Source organism: Micromonospora vinacea (assembly GCF_015751785.1).
In the GTDB taxonomy this organism is placed as follows: domain Bacteria; phylum Actinomycetota; class Actinomycetes; order Mycobacteriales; family Micromonosporaceae; genus Micromonospora; species Micromonospora vinacea.
The window spans coordinates 3,163,057-3,180,097 of record NZ_JADOTY010000001.1; the positions used below are offsets into that span (position 1 = coordinate 3,163,057).

General features: G+C 71.8%; 19 protein-coding genes and 1 tRNA gene. 10 read left to right on the plus strand and 10 right to left on the minus strand.

Annotated elements, in window-relative coordinates; translation table 11 throughout:
• Positions 1-8: 8 nt before the first annotated feature.
• Positions 9-1,073: an LCP family protein gene (locus tag IW249_RS15160; protein ID WP_196921358.1), complete on the minus strand. Its 1,065-nt coding sequence runs from the start codon at positions 1,071-1,073 to the stop codon at positions 9-11.
• Between the two features lie 119 nt (positions 1,074-1,192).
• Here IW249_RS15160 and IW249_RS15165 point away from each other — a divergent pair, with 119 nt between their 5' ends.
• The 3 genes from IW249_RS15165 (at position 1,193) to IW249_RS15175 (ending at position 3,951) form a co-directional block, all read left to right on the plus strand.
• The gene (locus IW249_RS15165) at positions 1,193-2,026 is read left to right on the plus strand and encodes a class I SAM-dependent methyltransferase (RefSeq protein ID WP_196921359.1); all 834 of its coding nucleotides are present in this window, start codon (positions 1,193-1,195) and stop codon (positions 2,024-2,026) included.
• Positions 2,027-2,030: 4 nt separating this feature from the next.
• A complete protein-coding gene (locus IW249_RS15170) occupies positions 2,031-2,849 on the plus strand; it encodes an MOSC domain-containing protein (RefSeq protein ID WP_196921360.1) in 819 nt (272 codons plus the stop codon).
• A gap of 112 nt (positions 2,850-2,961) precedes the next feature.
• The gene (locus IW249_RS15175) at positions 2,962-3,951 is read left to right on the plus strand and encodes an expansin EXLX1 family cellulose-binding protein (RefSeq protein WP_196921361.1); all 990 of its coding nucleotides are present in this window, start codon (positions 2,962-2,964) and stop codon (positions 3,949-3,951) included.
• Between the two features lie 4 nt (positions 3,952-3,955).
• Here the strand turns inward: IW249_RS15175 and IW249_RS15180 are convergent, their stop codons facing one another.
• The 4 genes from IW249_RS15180 to bcp all read right to left on the minus strand — a co-directional run bounded on the left by IW249_RS15180 (position 3,956) and on the right by bcp (position 6,005).
• Positions 3,956-4,483 carry a GNAT family N-acetyltransferase gene (locus IW249_RS15180; protein ID WP_196921362.1) on the minus strand — a complete coding sequence of 176 codons (528 nt, stop codon included), beginning with the start codon at positions 4,481-4,483 and terminating at the stop codon, positions 3,956-3,958.
• Positions 4,484-4,604: 121 nt separating this feature from the next.
• Positions 4,605-4,687 (minus strand) — tRNA-Leu (locus IW249_RS15185).
• Positions 4,673-4,996 carry a hypothetical protein gene (locus tag IW249_RS15190; protein ID WP_196921363.1) on the minus strand — a complete coding sequence of 108 codons (324 nt, stop codon included), beginning with the start codon at positions 4,994-4,996 and terminating at the stop codon, positions 4,673-4,675. The genes IW249_RS15185 and IW249_RS15190 overlap by 15 nt, the downstream gene beginning before the upstream one ends.
• A gap of 532 nt (positions 4,997-5,528) precedes the next feature.
• Positions 5,529-6,005, minus strand: a complete 477-nt coding sequence (bcp, locus tag IW249_RS15195; protein WP_124855233.1) for a thioredoxin-dependent thiol peroxidase — start codon at positions 6,003-6,005, stop codon at positions 5,529-5,531.
• Positions 6,006-6,225: 220 nt separating this feature from the next.
• Here bcp and IW249_RS15200 point away from each other — a divergent pair, with 220 nt between their 5' ends.
• From IW249_RS15200 to IW249_RS15215, 4 genes are read left to right on the plus strand one after another with little or no spacing between them, the layout of a single operon-like run.
• The gene (locus IW249_RS15200) at positions 6,226-6,951 is read left to right on the plus strand and encodes an energy-coupling factor ABC transporter permease (protein ID WP_196921364.1); all 726 of its coding nucleotides are present in this window, start codon (positions 6,226-6,228) and stop codon (positions 6,949-6,951) included.
• Complete coding sequence (locus tag IW249_RS15205) at positions 6,948-7,358, plus strand: PDGLE domain-containing protein (RefSeq protein ID WP_196921365.1); 411 nt, start codon at positions 6,948-6,950, stop codon at positions 7,356-7,358. Before IW249_RS15200 ends, IW249_RS15205 begins: the two co-directional genes overlap by 4 nt.
• Before the next feature lie 15 nt (positions 7,359-7,373).
• Entirely contained in the window at positions 7,374-8,144 is a 771-nt protein-coding gene (cbiQ, locus tag IW249_RS15210) for a cobalt ECF transporter T component CbiQ (protein WP_196921366.1), read from the plus strand.
• Positions 8,141-8,899: an energy-coupling factor ABC transporter ATP-binding protein gene (locus IW249_RS15215; RefSeq protein ID WP_196921367.1), complete on the plus strand. Its 759-nt coding sequence runs from the start codon at positions 8,141-8,143 to the stop codon at positions 8,897-8,899. Before cbiQ ends, IW249_RS15215 begins: the two co-directional genes overlap by 4 nt.
• Here IW249_RS15215 and IW249_RS15220 read toward each other — a convergent pair.
• The 4 genes from IW249_RS15220 to IW249_RS15235 are packed head-to-tail and all read right to left on the minus strand — an operon-like array spanning position 8,883 to position 11,849.
• The gene (locus IW249_RS15220; RefSeq protein WP_196921368.1) at positions 8,883-9,995 is read right to left on the minus strand and encodes a hypothetical protein; all 1,113 of its coding nucleotides are present in this window, start codon (positions 9,993-9,995) and stop codon (positions 8,883-8,885) included. The two genes, IW249_RS15215 and IW249_RS15220, sit on opposite strands and share 17 nt — an antisense overlap.
• Entirely contained in the window at positions 9,992-10,708 is a 717-nt protein-coding gene (locus IW249_RS15225; RefSeq protein ID WP_196921369.1) for a DsbA family protein, read from the minus strand. Before IW249_RS15225 ends, IW249_RS15220 begins: the two co-directional genes overlap by 4 nt.
• Positions 10,701-11,225 (minus strand): MauE/DoxX family redox-associated membrane protein, encoded by a 525-nt coding sequence (locus tag IW249_RS15230; RefSeq protein ID WP_196921370.1) that lies wholly within the window; start codon positions 11,223-11,225, stop codon positions 10,701-10,703. The genes IW249_RS15225 and IW249_RS15230 overlap by 8 nt, the downstream gene beginning before the upstream one ends.
• 33 nt (positions 11,226-11,258) lie before the next feature.
• On the minus strand, positions 11,259-11,849 hold the full coding sequence (locus tag IW249_RS15235) for a sigma-70 family RNA polymerase sigma factor (protein WP_196921371.1): 591 nt from the start codon (positions 11,847-11,849) through the stop codon (positions 11,259-11,261).
• 172 nt (positions 11,850-12,021) lie between these two features.
• Between IW249_RS15235 and IW249_RS15240 the strand changes: the two genes are divergently transcribed.
• The 3 genes from IW249_RS15240 (at position 12,022) to IW249_RS35215 (ending at position 15,604) form a co-directional block, all read left to right on the plus strand.
• Positions 12,022-13,689, plus strand: coding sequence for a copper resistance CopC/CopD family protein (locus IW249_RS15240; protein WP_196924799.1), 1,668 nt, complete (start codon positions 12,022-12,024; stop codon positions 13,687-13,689).
• 17 nt (positions 13,690-13,706) lie between these two features.
• Positions 13,707-14,441 (plus strand): YcnI family copper-binding membrane protein, encoded by a 735-nt coding sequence (locus IW249_RS15245; RefSeq protein WP_196921372.1) that lies wholly within the window; start codon positions 13,707-13,709, stop codon positions 14,439-14,441.
• A gap of 149 nt (positions 14,442-14,590) precedes the next feature.
• Positions 14,591-15,604 carry a hypothetical protein gene (locus IW249_RS35215; RefSeq protein WP_196924800.1) on the plus strand — a complete coding sequence of 338 codons (1,014 nt, stop codon included), beginning with the start codon at positions 14,591-14,593 and terminating at the stop codon, positions 15,602-15,604.
• Positions 15,605-15,699: 95 nt separating this feature from the next.
• Here IW249_RS35215 and IW249_RS15255 read toward each other — a convergent pair whose 3' ends face one another.
• Positions 15,700-16,983 carry a glycosyltransferase 87 family protein gene (locus IW249_RS15255; protein WP_196921373.1) on the minus strand — a complete coding sequence of 428 codons (1,284 nt, stop codon included), beginning with the start codon at positions 16,981-16,983 and terminating at the stop codon, positions 15,700-15,702.
• Positions 16,984-17,041 lie beyond the last annotated feature (58 nt).

Below are 17,041 nucleotides of genomic sequence, written 5' to 3' on the forward strand. Positions count from 1 at the left end.
TGGATGCCCTACTTCCCGGCGGCCAGAATCTCCGGTACCGCGTCGCGTCGGACCGCGCCGTAGAACGACTTGGCCTTCTCGGTGTTGGCGAAGACGACGCTCTCGCTGCCGACCCGACCGGTGCCCTTCGTCGGGCTGGTCAGGAAGGTCATGTTGCCGCCGCGCAGGTTGCGCAGGTCGGTCGCCATGTCCAGCAGGGACATCTTCTCGTCGACCGCGACCGCGCTGGACGAGGCCTTGACGAACGAGTTGAGCCGGCTCGGGTTGGTGAGGATGCCGCCGGACGCCGCCTTGTCCATGATTGCCCTGATGACCTGCTGCTGGTGCCGGATCCGGGCGAAGTCGCCGTCGGCAAACTGCTTACGCTGCCGCGAATAGTCCAGCGCGGCCTCGCCGTCCATCCGCTGCATGCCCTGCTTGAAGTTGCGGAACGGCGGGTGGATCGAGGTGAACGACTTCTCCGAGTCGATATCGACGCCACCCAGTGCGTCGATGATCTCGACGAATCCAGCGAAGTCAACGATCATGACGTGATCGATCCGGACGTCGGTGAACTTCTCCACGGTCTGCACCATCAACGGCACACCACCCCAGGCGTAGGCTGCATTGATCTTGGCATCCCGGCCGCCGTTGTTGCCGTCCTTGGAACGCGGCACCGGCACCCACGTGTCGCGGGGGATCGAGACGAGCTGAGCGCTCGATCGGTCCTTCGGGATGTGGGCCAGGATGATGCTGTCGGTACGCGAGCCGGTCGTGCCCTCCGGATCACGGGAATCGCTACCCAGAATCAGCATGTTCAGAGCGCCCTTGGCAGCCGCCTGCGGACGGCCCTCTTCGGGTACGTCAGCGAACGCGTCGACCCGGTCGATCCCGGAATTGATCGAGCGGAAGTAAAGCCCGCCCGCGATGAGACCGCCACCGCCGAGCAGCGCCATCACCAGAAAGGTGATCAGGGCGACCTTCTGCCACCGGGGGCGGCGACGCCGCGATCGGGGCGCCTCAGTCGGCTCAGGCTGCGACTGCGGGTCAAAGAACTCGGTCTGGGGTTCCACGTACTCCTGGCGATACTGCATGCCGCGATGCTACTGATTCTGGGTTACAGGCACGTACCCCCGTCCGGCCCATCCGGTCGCACATCCTGGCCAAAAGGCTTTTTCCACCAACGAATGCCTGAACCTGATATGAAGCAGCGGTGGACGCCACGAAGCTGCGCCGAGCCATCGCCCGTACCCCACTCGCACCCGTCGCCGCATTTCCCAAGCGCCTCGCCCGGGTCGCCCGCCACGACGCCAAGGTGCTGCGCGCCTCGGCCCGGTGGTTGGTCACCTCCCGTGAACATCACAACTACACGTACGAGCTGACCAAACTCAGCCGCCACCACCTGACCTGGTTCGTCAGCGTCGTCTGCGACATCCCGGTCCAGCAGGCCCGTGGCTACGTCGCCGAGATCGAGTCCGACGACGTGCTGCGACACCACATCGAGCAGGCCACCGCCACAGCCGCCCGCCGTGGCCTCGCCGACAAGAAGGTCCGCTACGCCCGACGCGTCGGCTGGTACGCGATCGTCCGGGCCACCCACCCCACGCACGTGGTGGAAACCGGCGTGGACAAGGGGTTGGGCACCTGCGTCCTCGCGTCCGCCCTGCTGCGCAACGCACAGGAGGGGCACCCGGGCCGGGTCACCTCGCTGGACATCAACCCCGAGGCCGGCTACCTCGCCCAGGTCGCACCGTGGTCGAACGTCGTCGACCTGGTGATCGGCGACTCGATCGCCTCGATCGGCGCGCTGGACCGCCCGGTCGACCTGTTCCTGCACGACAGCGACCACAGCCGCGCCCACGAGAAGCGTGAGTTCGACGCCGTGGAGCCCCAGCTCGCCCCCGGCGCCATCCTGCTCACCGACAACGTCACCAGCACCAACGTGCTCGCCGAGCACGCCGAACGCACCGGCCGGCGGTTCCTCGCCTACCGGGAGAGCCCGGCCAACCACTGGTACCCGGGCGACGGGATCGGCGTGGCATGGTAGCCGGGTGCGGCTGACCTCGATTCACACGTACCCCATCAAGGGTTGTCACCGGCTCGACCACGACGGCGCGTTCGTGCACCAGTGGGGCCTGGCCGGCGACCGACGCTGGATGGTCGTGGACGCCGACGGCGTCGGCGTCACCCAACGGGAAACGACCCGGCTCGTCGGCCTGCGCGCCTCGGTGCGCCCCGGGGGTTTGTGGCTGCGTGCCGACGGGCAACCCGACCTCGACGTGCCGGAACCGGCCGGCGGTGAACCCGTGGGGGTGCGAACCTTCCGCAGCCGCACGTTCCCGGTGCCCGCGCTGCCGGCCGGCCAGGCGGCCGACGACTGGCTCGGCGCCCTGCTCGGCCGGCCGGTCCGGCTGGTCTGGCTGGCCCAGCCGACCCGTCACCTGGCCGCCGGAACCCGCGAGCACGACACCGGTGACCAGGTCAGTTTCGCCGACGCCTACCCGGTGCTGCTGGCCAACGCCGCCTCCCTCGACGGCCTCAACGACTGGCTGGCCGAGGCGGGGGAGGAACCGGTGCCGATGACCCGGTTCCGACCCAACCTGGTGGTCAGCGGTGCGCCGGCCTGGGCCGAGGACGACTGGGTCGGCCGGCCGCTGCGCATCGGCGACCGACTGTTCCGGGCCGCCGGACCGTGCGACCGCTGCGTGGTGACCACCACCGACCAGGAGACCGGGGTACGCACCAAAGAGCCACTGCGTACCCTCGGGCGGCACCGCAACGTCAAGCAGAAACTCCTCTTCGGACTGAACCTGGTGCCACTCGACAGTGGACCCCTGGCCGTCGACGCCCCGATCGTTCTCGCGCCCTGACCGACACACCGACCGGCAAATCCGCACCCGGCGGTCACCGTCCGTCGATGCTGTCTTAGCTTTGGCTTAGCCCGCTTGTCGGTACGCGCCCAGGTCCGGCAGCATCGCCGTCGTGACGGACGGAAGCGCTGTCGACATCAACATCGACCTGGACCACCCTCCAGAGGACCGGCCCGCGCCGCCGTCCGGCGCGAAGCCCTGGCTGATCGCCACCGGCGTCACAGTCCTCGCGGCGACGCTGGGGCTCACCCTCACCCTGCGCTCCGGCTCCACCCCGGCCTGCGCCGCCGGCCGGACGCTCGCCGCCGCCCCGCCCACCGGCAACGCCACACACAGCGGCAAGGCCACCTTCTACGACTCCAAGGGCGCCGGCGGCAACTGCTCCAACCCGGCGGCCCCGGCCAACCGGCTCTACGTCGCGCTCGGTCCGACGGAATACTCCGCCGGTGCCGCCTGCGGCGGATTCCTCGACGTCGTCGGCCCGAAGGGCACCGTCCGGGTGCTCATCATGGACCAGTGCCCGGAGTGCGAGCCTGGCCACCTCGACCTGTCCCGCGAGGCGTTCGCCCGGATCGCCGACCCGGTCCAGGGCCTCGTGCCGGTCACCTACCGTGCTGTGGTCAACCCGCCGCTGCCCGGACCACTCACCTTCCGGATCAAGGAGGGCGCGTCGCAGTGGTGGTTCGCCGTGCGCGTCGGCAACCACGGCAACCCGCTGCGGTCCGTCGAGGTCCGGCAGGGTGACAGCGACCCCTGGCAGTCGGCCGCCCGGCAGGACTACAACTACTGGCTGATCGCCTCCGGCGCCGGGCCGGGCCCGTTCACCATCCGGGTCACCGACGTGTACGGCAACCGGGCCACCGTCGGCGGCATTCGGATGGCACCGGGCAAGGTGCAGAACAGCACGGTCCGGATGTACACACCGGGCGGCGGGGCGGGCACTCGGCGTTCGTCCGCGTCGACCCGGCCACCGAGCAACCGACCCGCCGTCACGCCGACGCCGACCCGTCGCCCGGTCGAGGTGGCCCGGACGAGCCCGCCGGCCACCGACCCGCCGACCACCAGCTCGGCCCGGGCGAACGCCCGGTGGTGCGCGGGCTGACCGCTCAGTCGGCCACCGTCAGATCGAACCACATCAGAATCTCGTCCCGGTCGTCATCGGGGGCCACCCGCAACGCGCCCGGCAGTCGGCCGATCTCCCGGTACCCGAGGCGACCGTAGAACTTGTCCAACCCCAGGCCGTCGCGCACCGTGACGTGCAGCGCCTCGTAACCGAACGCCCTGCCGAGCCGGGCGGCCTCCACCATCAGCGCCGAGCCGTAGCCGGTGCCCTGGGTGTCTGGACGGACCATCACCCGCTTCACCACACACCAGTGCGCCTTGAGTGGGAACCGGTTGTCACCGAAGATCAACATGGCCGCCAGTCGGTCCCCGGAGTAGCCGACGAGCAGGCGGTCCGGTCCGTCGGCGATACCGGCGAAGGTCGGATCGGCGGTGACGTGCACATCGGCGGCGGTGACCGGAGGCACGAAACCGACAGCGCCGCCTGCGTTGCTGACGTCCACCCAGAGGTCGACGATCTCGGCACGCAGCTGCGGGGTCAGGTCGGGGTCGAGGACGAAGCGCAGACTCACGCTCGCCATCCTGACCCGAGGACCAGGCCCAAGACCCGCGACAGTGACGCGCCCGACAACCAGGCCCGCGACAGTGACGAGCCCGAGCGCCGCGCGCCGGCACTCGGTGCGTGTTGACCTGTGCGGGAGAGGGGATTCGAACCCCCACATCCTTCCGGATACAGGTTCCTAAGACCTGCGCGGCTGCCGTTACGCCACTCCCGCCAACTCCCTGAGTTTAGAGTGTCTGGCTTCGGCGGTGTTGAGCCCGGCCTCCTTGAGGATGGTGGAGATCGTGCCGTGACCAACTCGGCATCCGCTGCCAGGCAGATTGCGGAGAATGCCGGACAGTCGCTTCGGTCCGACATCCGGGTGCGCCAGTGCCTGTTCTATTACCGCGTCGCGATGAGCCATCGAACGCCAACTGCGGCTCGGGCGCGGCTTCAACACGCCATCCTGCTCCAGCCTTCGCCGAACCTTGTGCAGGTACGCCGGGGTCCAGCCCCACTGTCGTGCCGCCTCCAGGGCCGTCACCTGCTGTGCGTCGACCCGACCGAACAGGTCGACGAGTTCCGCACGGGTGGCCGGTCGGCGATCGGACCCGGCCGTCCCGCCGTAGCGTCCCTCCCCATCGGTCGGCGGCGCGAGGATGGGGAGGTCGGAGGCCCGTTTTCCCCGTGCAGGATGAGGGACGCGCCTCGCCACACCGGCCCTGTCCCACACCCCTCGCACTCCTCCGGCACGCCGAGGGTGCCCAGCGCCCACTTCAACCGCGCGCCGGGCGTCCGGCGGGACCCGTTAGGTCGCACAACCAGGAGCTGGGCCGATGTGATGCGCCGTTCGCCGCTGCGGCCCTTGTTGTGTGCCTGCCTCGTGAAGTGCGAGGTGTCGATGCCGAACCGCTTGAGCTGCCGGCTGATGTGAGCGTGCGAGCCACCGCTGACGCGTACGCCGAGCAGCCGCATCACCTCGGTGATGTTGCGGGCGACGGCGGCAGCGGCGGCCAGCGCTTCGGGTGTGTACTTGTATCGGACCACTGACGGACCGTAGCGATCCGGTGCGACAGTCAGTCCAGGCCGAGGTCGCGGCGGAGCTTGGCGACGTGCCCGGTGGCCTTGACGTTGTAGAGCGCCCGCTCGACCTTGCCGTCGGCGTCGATCACGAACGTCGAGCGGATCACGCCGGTGACGGTCTTGCCGTAGAGCTGCTTCTCGCCGTACGCGCCGTAGGCGGTCAGCACGGCCTTGTCCGGGTCCGACACCAGCGGGAAGGTGATGGCGTCGCGCTCGCGGAACTTCGCCAGCTTCTCCGGCTTGTCCGGGGAGATGCCGACGACCTCGTAGCCGGCGGCCTGGAGTGAGGCGAGTGAGTCGCGGAAGTCGCAGGCCTGCTTGGTGCAGCCGGGGGTCATCGCGGCCGGGTAGGCGTACAGGACGACCTTGCGGCCTCGCAGGTCGGCGAGGGAGAGCTGGTCGCCGGTGTCGGTGGCGAGGGTGAACTCGGGCGCGGGGTCACCGGGGGAGAGGCGGTCGGGCGAGGTCATGGCCCCGACCCTACCGTCGAGCCGCTGAGCGCCGTCGCCGACGAGACGCGGCGCGTCGGGCGGCGCGTCGGGGCTTGGTCACCGGGAGGCGGTCGGGCTGAGCCTGCCGCTGGGAGTGATCAAGCCCATGCGTTGTTGCCAGAGTCTGGCAACAACGATGGTTGGGAAATAAGCTGACCCACGCCGGCCCGGTCGGGCCTGCTGACGCGTGGGAGGTCGCGTGGAGACACTGGCGATGCACATCTCGAACGGGATCATCGACGGTCCTGTGGCAGCGATCTTCGCTGCGCTCGCTCTTGCCGCGCTCACCGCCTGCGTCCTGCGCGGTCGGCGCGACCTGGACGACCGGCTGGCCCCGATGGCCGGCCTGGTGGCGGCGTTCATCTTCGCCGTCCAGATGCTCAACTTCCCGATCTTCACGGCCGGTGTCAGCGGCCACCTGCTCGGTGGCGCGCTCGCCGCCATGCTGGTCGGCCCGTGGGTCGGCGCGCTCTGCGTGGCCGTGGTGCTTGTCGTACAGGCACTGATCTTCGGCGACGGCGGTGTGGCGATGCTCGGCCTCAACATCACGAACATGGCGTTGCTCGGCACCGCCGCAGCGTACGCGCTGATCGCGCTGCTGTTGCGGGTGCTGCCCCGCACGCGGGCCGGTCTGGCAGTGACCGCGTTCGTCGCCGCGACGGTCAGCGTGGTGGTGGCGTCGCAGGGCTTCGTCCTGCAGTACTGGCTGGGTGGCACCACCGACCTGGGCAACAACCTGGGTGGTCTGGCGGGCACGATGGCCGGCGTCCACCTGCTGATCGGCATCGGCGAGGGCCTGATCACCGCGACCACGGTGCTCACCGTCGCGAAGGTGCGCCCCGACCTGGTGTACGCGCTGCGCTCCCTGCGCACGCCCGCCGCCCCCGCCGCCCCCGCCGTCCCGGTCGCCGGAGGTGCCCGATGAAGAACCGGTCCTGGGCCTTCCTGGCCGGCGGCCTGCTGGTCGCCCTGCTGCTCGCCGGTGTGGTGAGCAACTACGCCTCGTCCCACCCGGACGGGTTGGACTCGTCACTGCTCAAGGGTTGCACCGTCGACGCCGACGACACCATCGTCGGGGGGAGCTGCCCAGCCCAGCAGGCCCGCGACCACGAGTTGGCCGACAGCCCGCTGGCCGACTACGGCGTGCGGGGTGTGCGGAACAGCTTCGTCTCCACCGGCCTCTCCGGGGTGCTCGGGGTGCTTGTCACCTTCGCGATCGGGGCCGGCGGGTTCTGGCTGCTGCGCCGTCGAGGCAGCACGCCGACCGACAGTGACGCGACGACGCCCGCCGAGGGTGACGCTGTGGCGTCGCGCGCCGGCACGGCCAGCTGAGCAGGGGATAAGCGGATGGGAGCCGGTCACGGGCACGTGCTGTACCGCGAGTCGGACTCGCCGGTGCACCGGCTCCCGCCCGAGGTCAAGATCGTGGCGATGGTGGTCTTCACCATCGCCGTGGTGGCCACTCCACGCGAGGCGTTCTGGGCCTTCGGCGCGTACGCCGTGCTGGTGGCGGTGGTGGCGGCGCTGGCCCGGGTGGGGCCGCGGTGGTTGCTCAGCCGAGCGTTGATCGAGCTGCCGTTCGTGCTGTTCGCCGTTGCCCTGCCGTTCCTCGGCAGCGGCGACCGGGTCGAGGTGCTGGGCCTGCGGCTGTCCGAGGACGGGCTGCACGGCGCGTGGAACATCCTGGCGAAGGGCACCCTGGGGGTGCTCGTGTCGCTGCTGCTCGCGGCGACCACCACCACCCGGGACCTGATCGTGGGGTTGGACCGGCTGCACTGTCCGCAGGTGCTCACCCAGATCGCCACGTTCATGCTGCGCTACCTCGACGTGCTGGTCGGCGAGGCGCGGCGGATGCGGGTGGCCCGGATCTCCCGGGGTGACGACCCGCGCTTCCTGTGGCAGCTGCGCGGGTTCGCCGCCGGGATCGGGGCGTTGTTCCTGCGCGCCTTCGAGCGCGGCGAGCGGGTCTATCTGGCGATGCTGTCCCGGGGTTACACCGGGCGGATGCCCGCCGTGTGGCAGGGCGAGGGTGCGGCGAGCGCCGGGCAGTGGCTGGTCGCGGCGACAGTGCCGGTGTTGGCGGCCTCCATCGCCGCCACCGCCGTCGTGCTGTCATGATCGGTGTCGTGCAGACCGCTGTCTCGCTGGACGTTCGGGGTGTTCGTTACGCGTACCCGGACGGGCACGTCGCCCTGCGGGGGGTCGACCTGAATGTGCCGCGGGGCGACCGGGTGGCGCTGCTCGGGCCCAACGGCGCCGGCAAGACCACTCTGGTGCTGCACCTCAACGGCATCCTCGCCCCGACCGAGGGCAGCGTGAGCGTCGGCGGGCTGACTGTCACCCCGGACCGGCCCACCCTGGCCGAGGTACGCCGTCGGGTGGGCATCGTCTTCCAGGACCCGGACGACCAGTTGTTCCTGCCCACCGTGGCGGAGGACGTGGCGTTCGGGCCGGCGAACCTGGGTCTGCGCGGGGCCGAGCTGGCCGCCCGGGTGGACGAGGCGCTCGCCGCGGTGGGGATGGGTGAGCACCGGGACCGGGCCCCGCAGCACCTGTCGTTCGGGCAGCGCCGCCGGGTGGCGGTGGCCACGGTGCTCGCCATGCACCCGGAGATCCTGGTGCTCGACGAGCCGTCGTCGAACCTGGACCCGGCGGCCCGTCGGGAACTCGCCGAGATCCTGCGCGGCCTGCCGGTGACCCTGCTGATGGTCACGCACGACCTGCCGTACGCGGCGGAGCTGTGCGAGCGGTCGGTGATCCTGGACGACGGCCGGATCGTCGCCGACGCCCCCACCCGCACCCTGCTCAACGACGCCCCCCTGCTGGCGAGACACCGCCTGGAACTGCCCTACGGCTTCACCCCGCAGCCGTAGACCCACTCTCGGCGGCCACGACCCGTGGTGCCGCCGCAGTGGTGCGGGAGGCGGCGTGCAGGCGCAGGACGCCGGCGGCTGTCGCACCGGCGCCGGTGATCAGGAAGAGCGCCACCATCACCCGGGCCGCCGCGGGGGACCAGGGCACAGGGGCGATGGCGTTGGCGAACACGGCGGCGTTCGCCGCTCCGGCGAAGAGCGCCAGGCAGGCGCCGGCCAGCGCGACCACGAAGTCCGCACCCGGGCGGCGGCTCAACGCGTACCAACCGGCGGCGATCGCGCCGACGCCGGTGAGCAGGGACCAGATCTGCCCGGACAGCAACCCGACCAGCACCCCACCCACGCCCTGAGCGCCCGCGTCCAGTTCCCGTCCCACCGGGTACGCGACGGCCAGCGCGCCGCCGACGATCAGCGACACGCCCAGCGCGGAGAGCGCGCGGGCGCCGGCCGGGGCGGTGGCGGCGAGCAGGCCGAGCGCGCCCACCGCGAGCAGCCCCACGATGGTCACCGCCCACCAGGTGTACGCGTCCGGCGGCGGCACCCAGTCCAGCGTTCCGCCGATCACCACCGGGTCGGTGCCGTCGCGCAGCGGGATGGTCCAGTCCCGGACCCGGTGCTCGCGGTCCGGCGCGGCGCGTACCGCGGCCGGTGGCGCCGCCTCCTGCCACAAAGCGCGTTGGTCGTGCCACCTGGCGGTGGTGCCGTCGGCGATCCGGCGCCAGGACGGTGCGGCGGCCGGGTCGGCGTCGGCGGGGAGCGCGGTGTCCCCGGCGATGGTGCGGTTCAGGTACGTGGCGGGGGAGTGGCTGTTCTCGAAGACCCCGTCCGGGCCGACGCGCAGGTACGGCTCGCCGGAGTAGCCGATGACCTCGATGGCGCGGCCGGTGCGGTTGGTCAGCTCCAGTCGGGCACCCGCCTCGATGACGCGTACCTCAAGCCCTGGCCGCGCCGGTGCGACCCCTGTGGCGCGGGTGCGGTAGTCGGTGCCGTCCGGCGCGTCCGCGCCGTGCGCGGCGGCGGGCGCCGCGCTGGTCACTGTCACCAGGCCGGCTGCGGCGACGACCAGGCCGGCACGGCCCAGCAGGGTACGGATCACTTGCCGGCCGCCGCCACTGCTGCGGTGAGAGCGTCCGGGGTGGGGTTCTCGAGGGGCTGACCATTGATCTTGACGGTCGGCGTGCCGGTGACGTTGCTCCGGCTGGCGTCGTCGGTGACGTGCTCGGTCCAGGTCCGGTACGTCTTGTCCTTCACGCAGCTGCCGAAGGAGCCCCGGTCGAGGCCCACGCTGGTGCCGATGTCGATGAGCTTGTCGTCGGTGAGCCCGGCGCTGCCCTCCGGCGGCTGCTCGGCGAAGAGCGCCTTCGCGTACTCGTGGTACTTGCCGCCCGCCGCCGCGCAGCCGGAGGCGGCCGAGGAGCGGGTGGAGTACTCGGTGGTGGAGAAGCGGTTGAGGTACGCGACCGGGTGGTAGACCACAGTCGCCTTGTTCTCGGCCACCAACTGTTCGAGCGTCGACCCGCTGGTCTGCTCGAACTGCTTGCAGGCCGGGCAGAGGAAGTCCTCGTAGACGTCGATGGTGACCGGGCCGCCGCCGGTGACGATGCCGGTGCCGGCCGCGTTGGCGCCGGGTGGGGTGGTGAAGTCGTCGGAGCGCTGGCTGGACCAGACGGCCCAGCCGATGACGCCGGCGATGACCAGGACGACGACCGCGGCGGCGGAGACCCAGATCGTGCGGCGGCGGCGCCGCTCGCGGGCCAACTGCTCGCGGACCACCCGGGCGGCGTCCCGCTGCCCCTTGCGACTACTCATCCTCGTCCTCCACAACGGGTTCGCCGGACAACCACCCGTCCACCGATACCGGCGTACGCGGCCAGACCAGCAGAAAACCGGCCAGAACCAAGAATCCCAGGTCCCGGAGGATCTCCGGGAGGTAACTGGGGGCCTGCCCCGCCGCCAGTTGCCCGCCGCTGCCGAAGCAACCGCAGTCGATGGCCAGCCCACGCGCCCAGGCCGAGGCGATCCCCGCGATGAAGACCACCAGCAGTGCGGCGGACACGCCGGCGACGAGCCGGGTGGCCAGCCCGAGCAGCAGCAGCACGCCCAACGCCAACTCGACGAAGGGCAGGGCCGCGCCGATCACTGTCGCCACGTCGTACGGCAGCACCTGGTACGCGTTGACCGCCCGCCCGGAGGCGGCGAGATCACTGACCTTCGACGCGCCGGCGACCAGCCAGACGGCGGCGAGGCCGAGCCGGGCCGCGATGCCGAGCCAGGGGCGTACCACTGGCCAACGGGCGCCCCGGGTGGAAGGTGCTGTCACGCTCATTTGTCGTCCCGTCCGCGCCGGAAGTTCCAGGGTTCAGCCGGCCAGGGCGTCGCCGACCGCCTCGACCAGGTCGTCACGGGCCCGGGCGACCCGGGACCGGATGGTGCCCACCGGCACCCCCTCGACGGCGGCGGCCTCGGCGTACGACAGGCCGAGCAGTTGGGTGAGCACGAACGCGGACCGCCGCTCGGGGCCGAGGCGGCGGACCAGGTCGGTGGCACCGAACTGGCCGGCCGGGTCCGGGTGCGGACGGTCGGTGTACGCGTTCGCCGCCAGGCGCTCGTCGAGTCGACGACGCCGGACGACAGTGCGGAGGTGGTCGGCGCAGGCCCGCCGGGCGATGCCGAGCAGCCAGGTGCGGGCGCTGGAGCGCCCCTCGAACGCGGGCAGGGCCCGAAACGCCCGCAGGTAGGTCTCCTGGGTCAGGTCGTCGGCGCTGTCCGTGTCGACCAGGGCGGCGGCGAACCGCCAGACCTCGGCCTGGGTCAGCCGGACGAACGCCGCCTGGGCGGTGGGGTCACCGTCACGGGCGGTCAGTGCCCACTCGGTTGCCGGGTCCCGGGCGACCTCGTCGACCGGCTCCGCCGGACCGGCGGCACCGGAGTCACGCGGGACAGGGATCACGACAGACCAGGTTACGCGGCTGACGGCGGGGCGACAGGGTCGTTCGGCCCTTGGATGGTCTGCGCCACGTCGGGAACTTTTCCCCGAACCGGGCCGACTACCAGATCATGACGTGCGACCACAGAAGCGACCACCCCCCTCGGGTCGCCGAATGGGACACCCATCGGCGACCATGGCCGGCATGACTGTCGCCCCCCGCCGCTGGGCTGCCCGGCTGGCCGCAGCCGCCGGCCTCCTGGTCACCGTCGTCGCCTTGTTGATCGCGCCAGCCACCTCCGCCAGCGCCCACGCGGTGCTGGAGAGCAGCAGTCCGGCCGCCTCGTCCATCGTGCCGAGCGGGCCGTCCGAGGTGGTTCTCACCTTCAGTGAGGGGGTCCGCAAGGTGCCCGGCAAGATCCGGGTCATCGCGCCGGACGGCTCCCGGGCCGACCGGGGCGAACCGTCGTTCAGCAGCACTGTCGTGACCATCCCGGTGGATCCGGCCGGCGCCCGTGGCACCTACCTGGTCAGCTTCCGGGTGATCTCCGCCGACAGTCACCCGGTCTCCGGGGCGTTCACCTACTCGGTCGGCGCTCCCTCGACCCCACCCGTCGACTCGGGTACTGACAGCCGCGCCAACCCGGTGGTGGAGACGGCGGTGAAGGTGGCCCGCTTCCTCGGCTACACCGGCCTGGTGCTGCTGGTGGGGCCGGCGCTGGTGCTCGCCGCGCTCTGGCCGCGACGGCTCTCCCGGCGGGGGCCGACCCGGCTGGCCTGGACGGGCCTCGGTCTGGTGGCCGTCGCCACCCTCGCCGACCTGTGGTTGCAGGTGCCCTACACGGCCGGTGGTGGTCTCTTCGACGTCACCGGCGAGGGGTTCGGCACTGTGTTCGGCAGCGCCTTCGGTGCCGCCCACCTGGTCCGGCTCGGCCTGCTGGCGGCGTCCGTCTTCCTGCTCCGACCGCTGCTGGCCCGGCCCGCCGGCCGCGCGGACGCGATCATCCTGGCCGTCCTCGGCGGCGCCGCCCTGTTGACCTGGCCGCTGGCCGGGCACGCGGCGGCCTCCCCGGCGCCGGCGGTCTCCGTGGTGGTCGACGCGGTCCACCTGGGCAGCATGGCGGTCTGGCTGGGCGGTCTGCTCATGCTCGCCGTCTTCCTGCTGCGCCAGGCCGACGAGCGGGAGCTGGGTGCGATCCTGCCGATCTGGTCGCGCTGGGCGGCGCTCGCCGTCTCGGCGCTGCTGCTGGCCGGCACCGTCCAGGCGCTGATCGAGGTGGCCACCCTGCAGGCGCTCTTCGACACCACGTACGGGCGTCTGCTGCTCGCCAAGATCGCGCTGTTCGCACTGGTCATCGCCGTGGCCGCGTACTCCCGGCACCTGGTGCGCAGCCGGGTCGCGGCGCAACGCCCGGTGCCGGTGCGCCGCGCCGTCCTGGTGGAGTTGGTCGTCACCGTGGTGGTGCTGGCCGTGTCCGCCACGCTCGTGCAGACCACGCCCGCCCGCACCGCCGCGGCAACCCCCTCCGCCGGGGCCGAGGCCGGTCTCTTCAGTACCAGGCTGTCCAGCCCGCTGCTGACCGTCGAGGTCGAGGTGAGCCCGGCCGAGCGGGGCAACAACTCGGTGCACCTGTACGCGTACGGCACTGACAACCAGCCACTGCTGGTCGCGGAGTGGAAGGCGACAGTGGCGCTGCCCTCGGCCGGGATCGAGCCGATCGAGGTGCCGTTGCTGCGGTTGACGGACAGTCACGCCTACGGCGACATCAGCCTGCCGACCGCCGGCGAGTGGCAACTGAAGATCACCGCCCGAACGACCGACATCGACCAGGCCACGGTGACCGCCACCGTGCCCATCCGTTAGGAAGGTTCGCGAAACCCATGACCCGATTCCGGCGCACCGCAACCGCCGCTGCCGCCCTGGCGTTCACCGCCGCCGCCACCGCTGTGCTCGGCTTCGCCGGACCGGCGTCCGCGCACGTCACTGTGAACCCGAAGGAGGCGGCCCAGGGCGGCTACGCCCGGGTGGCGTTCCGGGTGCCGAACGAGAGCGACAGCGCGTCGACGGTCAAGCTCGAGGTGGTGCTCCCGGAGAACGCCCCGGTCGGTTCGGTGTCGACGATGCCGGTGCCCGGCTGGACGGTCGCCACGGAGAAGCGCAAGGTGGACCCGCCGATCGAGGTGCACGGCAGTCAGCTCACCGAGGCCGTCTCCAAGATCACCTGGACGGCCTCGGGTGGCGCGGGAGTGAAGCCGGGGCAGTTCCAGGAGTTCCCGGTCTCGCTGGGGCCGCTGCCGCAGGTCGACTCGATGGTCTTCAAGACCCTGCAGACCTACTCGGACGGCAACATCTCGCGGTGGATCGACGAGCCGGCGCCGGGCGCCGAGGAGCCGGAGCACCCCGCGCCGGTGCTCACCCTGGCCGCCGCGGCGGCGCCGGCGGGTTCGGCCACGCCGACCGCTGCCGTCGCATCGCCGGACGACGACGATGACGACGACGGCAACGGGCTCGCTGTCGGTCTCGGTGTGGCCGGTCTCGTCGCCGGTCTGGCCGGCCTGGCGCTGGGCGGGCTGGCGTTCGCGCGTACCCGCCGGGAGCCGGTCGCCAAGGCCTGACCCTTTCCCGTCCGCTGGCCCGCCGGATGATCCGGCGGGCCAGCGTGCTTTCCGGAGTCGACACCGACCGTGCCGTGGATATCCCCTGATCAGACGGTGTACGTCGGTAAGGTCGGCCGGGTATTTGGCTACGGAGGGGGACGGTGCGGATGCGGTTCGTGCGGGTGATCGCCGGAGTGGTGCTGTTGGTCGTGGGAATTCCGGCGCTGTTCGCCGGTGGCGGGCTGTGGCTGGTGACCCGACACGCCGACCCCGGCGGGGCCTTCGCCGCCCGCTTCGAGACGGTCCGCACGCCCGGTCACGCGGTAGTGGTCACCGACCTCGACCGGTTGCTGCGACAGGAGGCGCCCTTCGCGCGTTCCGCGCAGACCCGACTGCGGGTGGACGCCCGCACGACTGGCGGGCCGGCCTTCGTCGGACTGGCGCCCACTGCCGAGGTGCGTGGCTGGCTGGAGGCGGTGCCGCACGCCACGGTCCGCCGGGTGGCGCTGGCCCGGGGCCCGCTGCCCGTCCGGCTCGATCCGGCCGGCCCGGCAGCCGACACCCCGGGCGTCGCGACGGCCGACGGGCCGGTCACGCCGCTGGGCCGGCCCTTCTGGGTACGCGAGGGGATCGGCTCGCTGGAGTGGAGCGCGGACGACCTGGCCGGTGAACCGATGAGCCTGGTGGTGATGCGCCCCGACGGCGGCGCCGACCTGGCCCTGGACCTGCGCGCGGAGCTGCGGGCCGGGTGGACCGGCCCGGCCACCTGGGGTCTGCTGGCGATCGGCGTGCTGCTGATGGTGGGCGCCGCGCTGCTCCTGCTGCGACCGGTGCGCCCGCGCGAGGTGATCTTCGTGGTCGAGCCGGACCAGGTGCCGGTGCTCGCCGGCCGGCTCGGGGTCACCTCACTGAGTGGCCTGGGTCCCCGGCAACCCGACCCGACCCCGTCGTTGCCGGCGCGACAACTCGCCCCGGTCGGCTCCGGAGCGCCGGAACGCTCCCGGTCGGCGATCGGCGCCACGCGCGCCGCCACCCTCGCCGACCTGGACGAGCAGGTCCGGCTGCCCCGCCCGCCGGAGGTGACGCTGAGTCTCGCCTGGCCGCCCGCCGACACGGACGAGCCCACGGCCCGGCCGGTGGCGGTCCCGCCGGGTGACGGCCCGCCCGGTGGCGGCGGGTGAGACGGCGAGTGGCCCTCCGCGCTGCCGACGCGGAGGGCCACTCTCACCGGGGGATCGGTGCTACCCGAGCGACGCTTGAGGTAGATGAGGACAGGTTAGCGCCGATGATGGCTACTCGGGAGGTCTGTCCAATTGGTGCGATTTTCCGCACTGAGCCTTGACCGCACCGGCAACACCGCCAGCAGCAGCAGGCTGAGCAGCACGTAGGTGTTCTGTACGACGAAGTCCACCGGGTCGTGCGTGCGGACCGGTCCCGCGCCCCAGGCCTGGAACGTCACCACGCCGTAGATGGTCACGGCGGTGATGCCCAGCGCGAGCCCGGCCAGCCACCGACGCCGGCGTACCTCGTCCGGGCGGTCGGCGCTCAACGCCGCGTCGGCGAGCAACACCACAGCTGGCACGAACCAGTAGATGTGATGGGTCCAGGTGATCGGGCTCGCCAGGGCGCCCACCAACCCGGTCAACGTCAGCCCCGTCAACGGGTCACCGGCCCGCGCCGCGCGGGCGGCCCGCCACAGCCCGTAGACGGCGACCACGGCGACCACCAGCAGCCAGAGCAGCCGGTCCGGCTTCGCCGGCTCGGTGAACCGGCTGAGCAGGCCGAACAGCGACTGGTTGCCGACGATGTCGGTGCGTCCGACCCGCTCGGTGGTCCACAGCTCGTGCGTCCAGAACCGCCACGAGTCGCGCGGGGCGATCGCCGCCGCGAGCAGGGTCGCCGCCGCCGCCGTCGCGCTCGCCACCGCGGCGGCCCGCCACCGCCGGGTGGCCAGCAGGTACACGATGAAGATGCCGGGAAAGAGCTTGAGCGCCGTCGCCAGCCCCACGCCCACCCCGGCCCAGCGTCGCGCCTGCGGCACCGCGAACAGCAGATCGGCCAGGATCAGCACGACCAGCAGCATGTTGATCTGGCCGAAGGTGATCGTCTCGCGGATGCTCTCCACCGCCAGCACCAGCAGAACGGCGGCGATCAGGGTGAACGTCCGGGGCAGGTCGTGTCGGGCGATCACCGGCGCCACCAGCCACCGGGTGGTCAGCACCACTGCCAACACGGTGAGCGCCGTGAAGATCGCCACGGTGGCGCCGAGCCGCAGCAGACCGAACGGCCACAGCAGCAGCGCGCTGAATGGTGGGTAGGTGAAGTACAGCTCGCCCTGCACCCGGTCGGGTTGGACGTAGTCGTAGAGCGGGTGGCCGACGCGCCACCAGTCCATCGCGGACATGTAGATCTTGAGGTCGAAGAAGTTGTGCACGAGGCCGGGCAGGTAGAGCGCTGGCAGCACAGCGCCGAGGGCCACCACCGCGACCAGGCGACGGACCGTACGGCCGCCGGGATCGTCTTCGGTGACGGCGGGCGGTGCGACGGGTTCTGCTGGCACCCCGAAACCCTAGCGGGCCGGTCCCCCGAGAGCGCGCAGCCGCAGGGCGTGGGCTGCG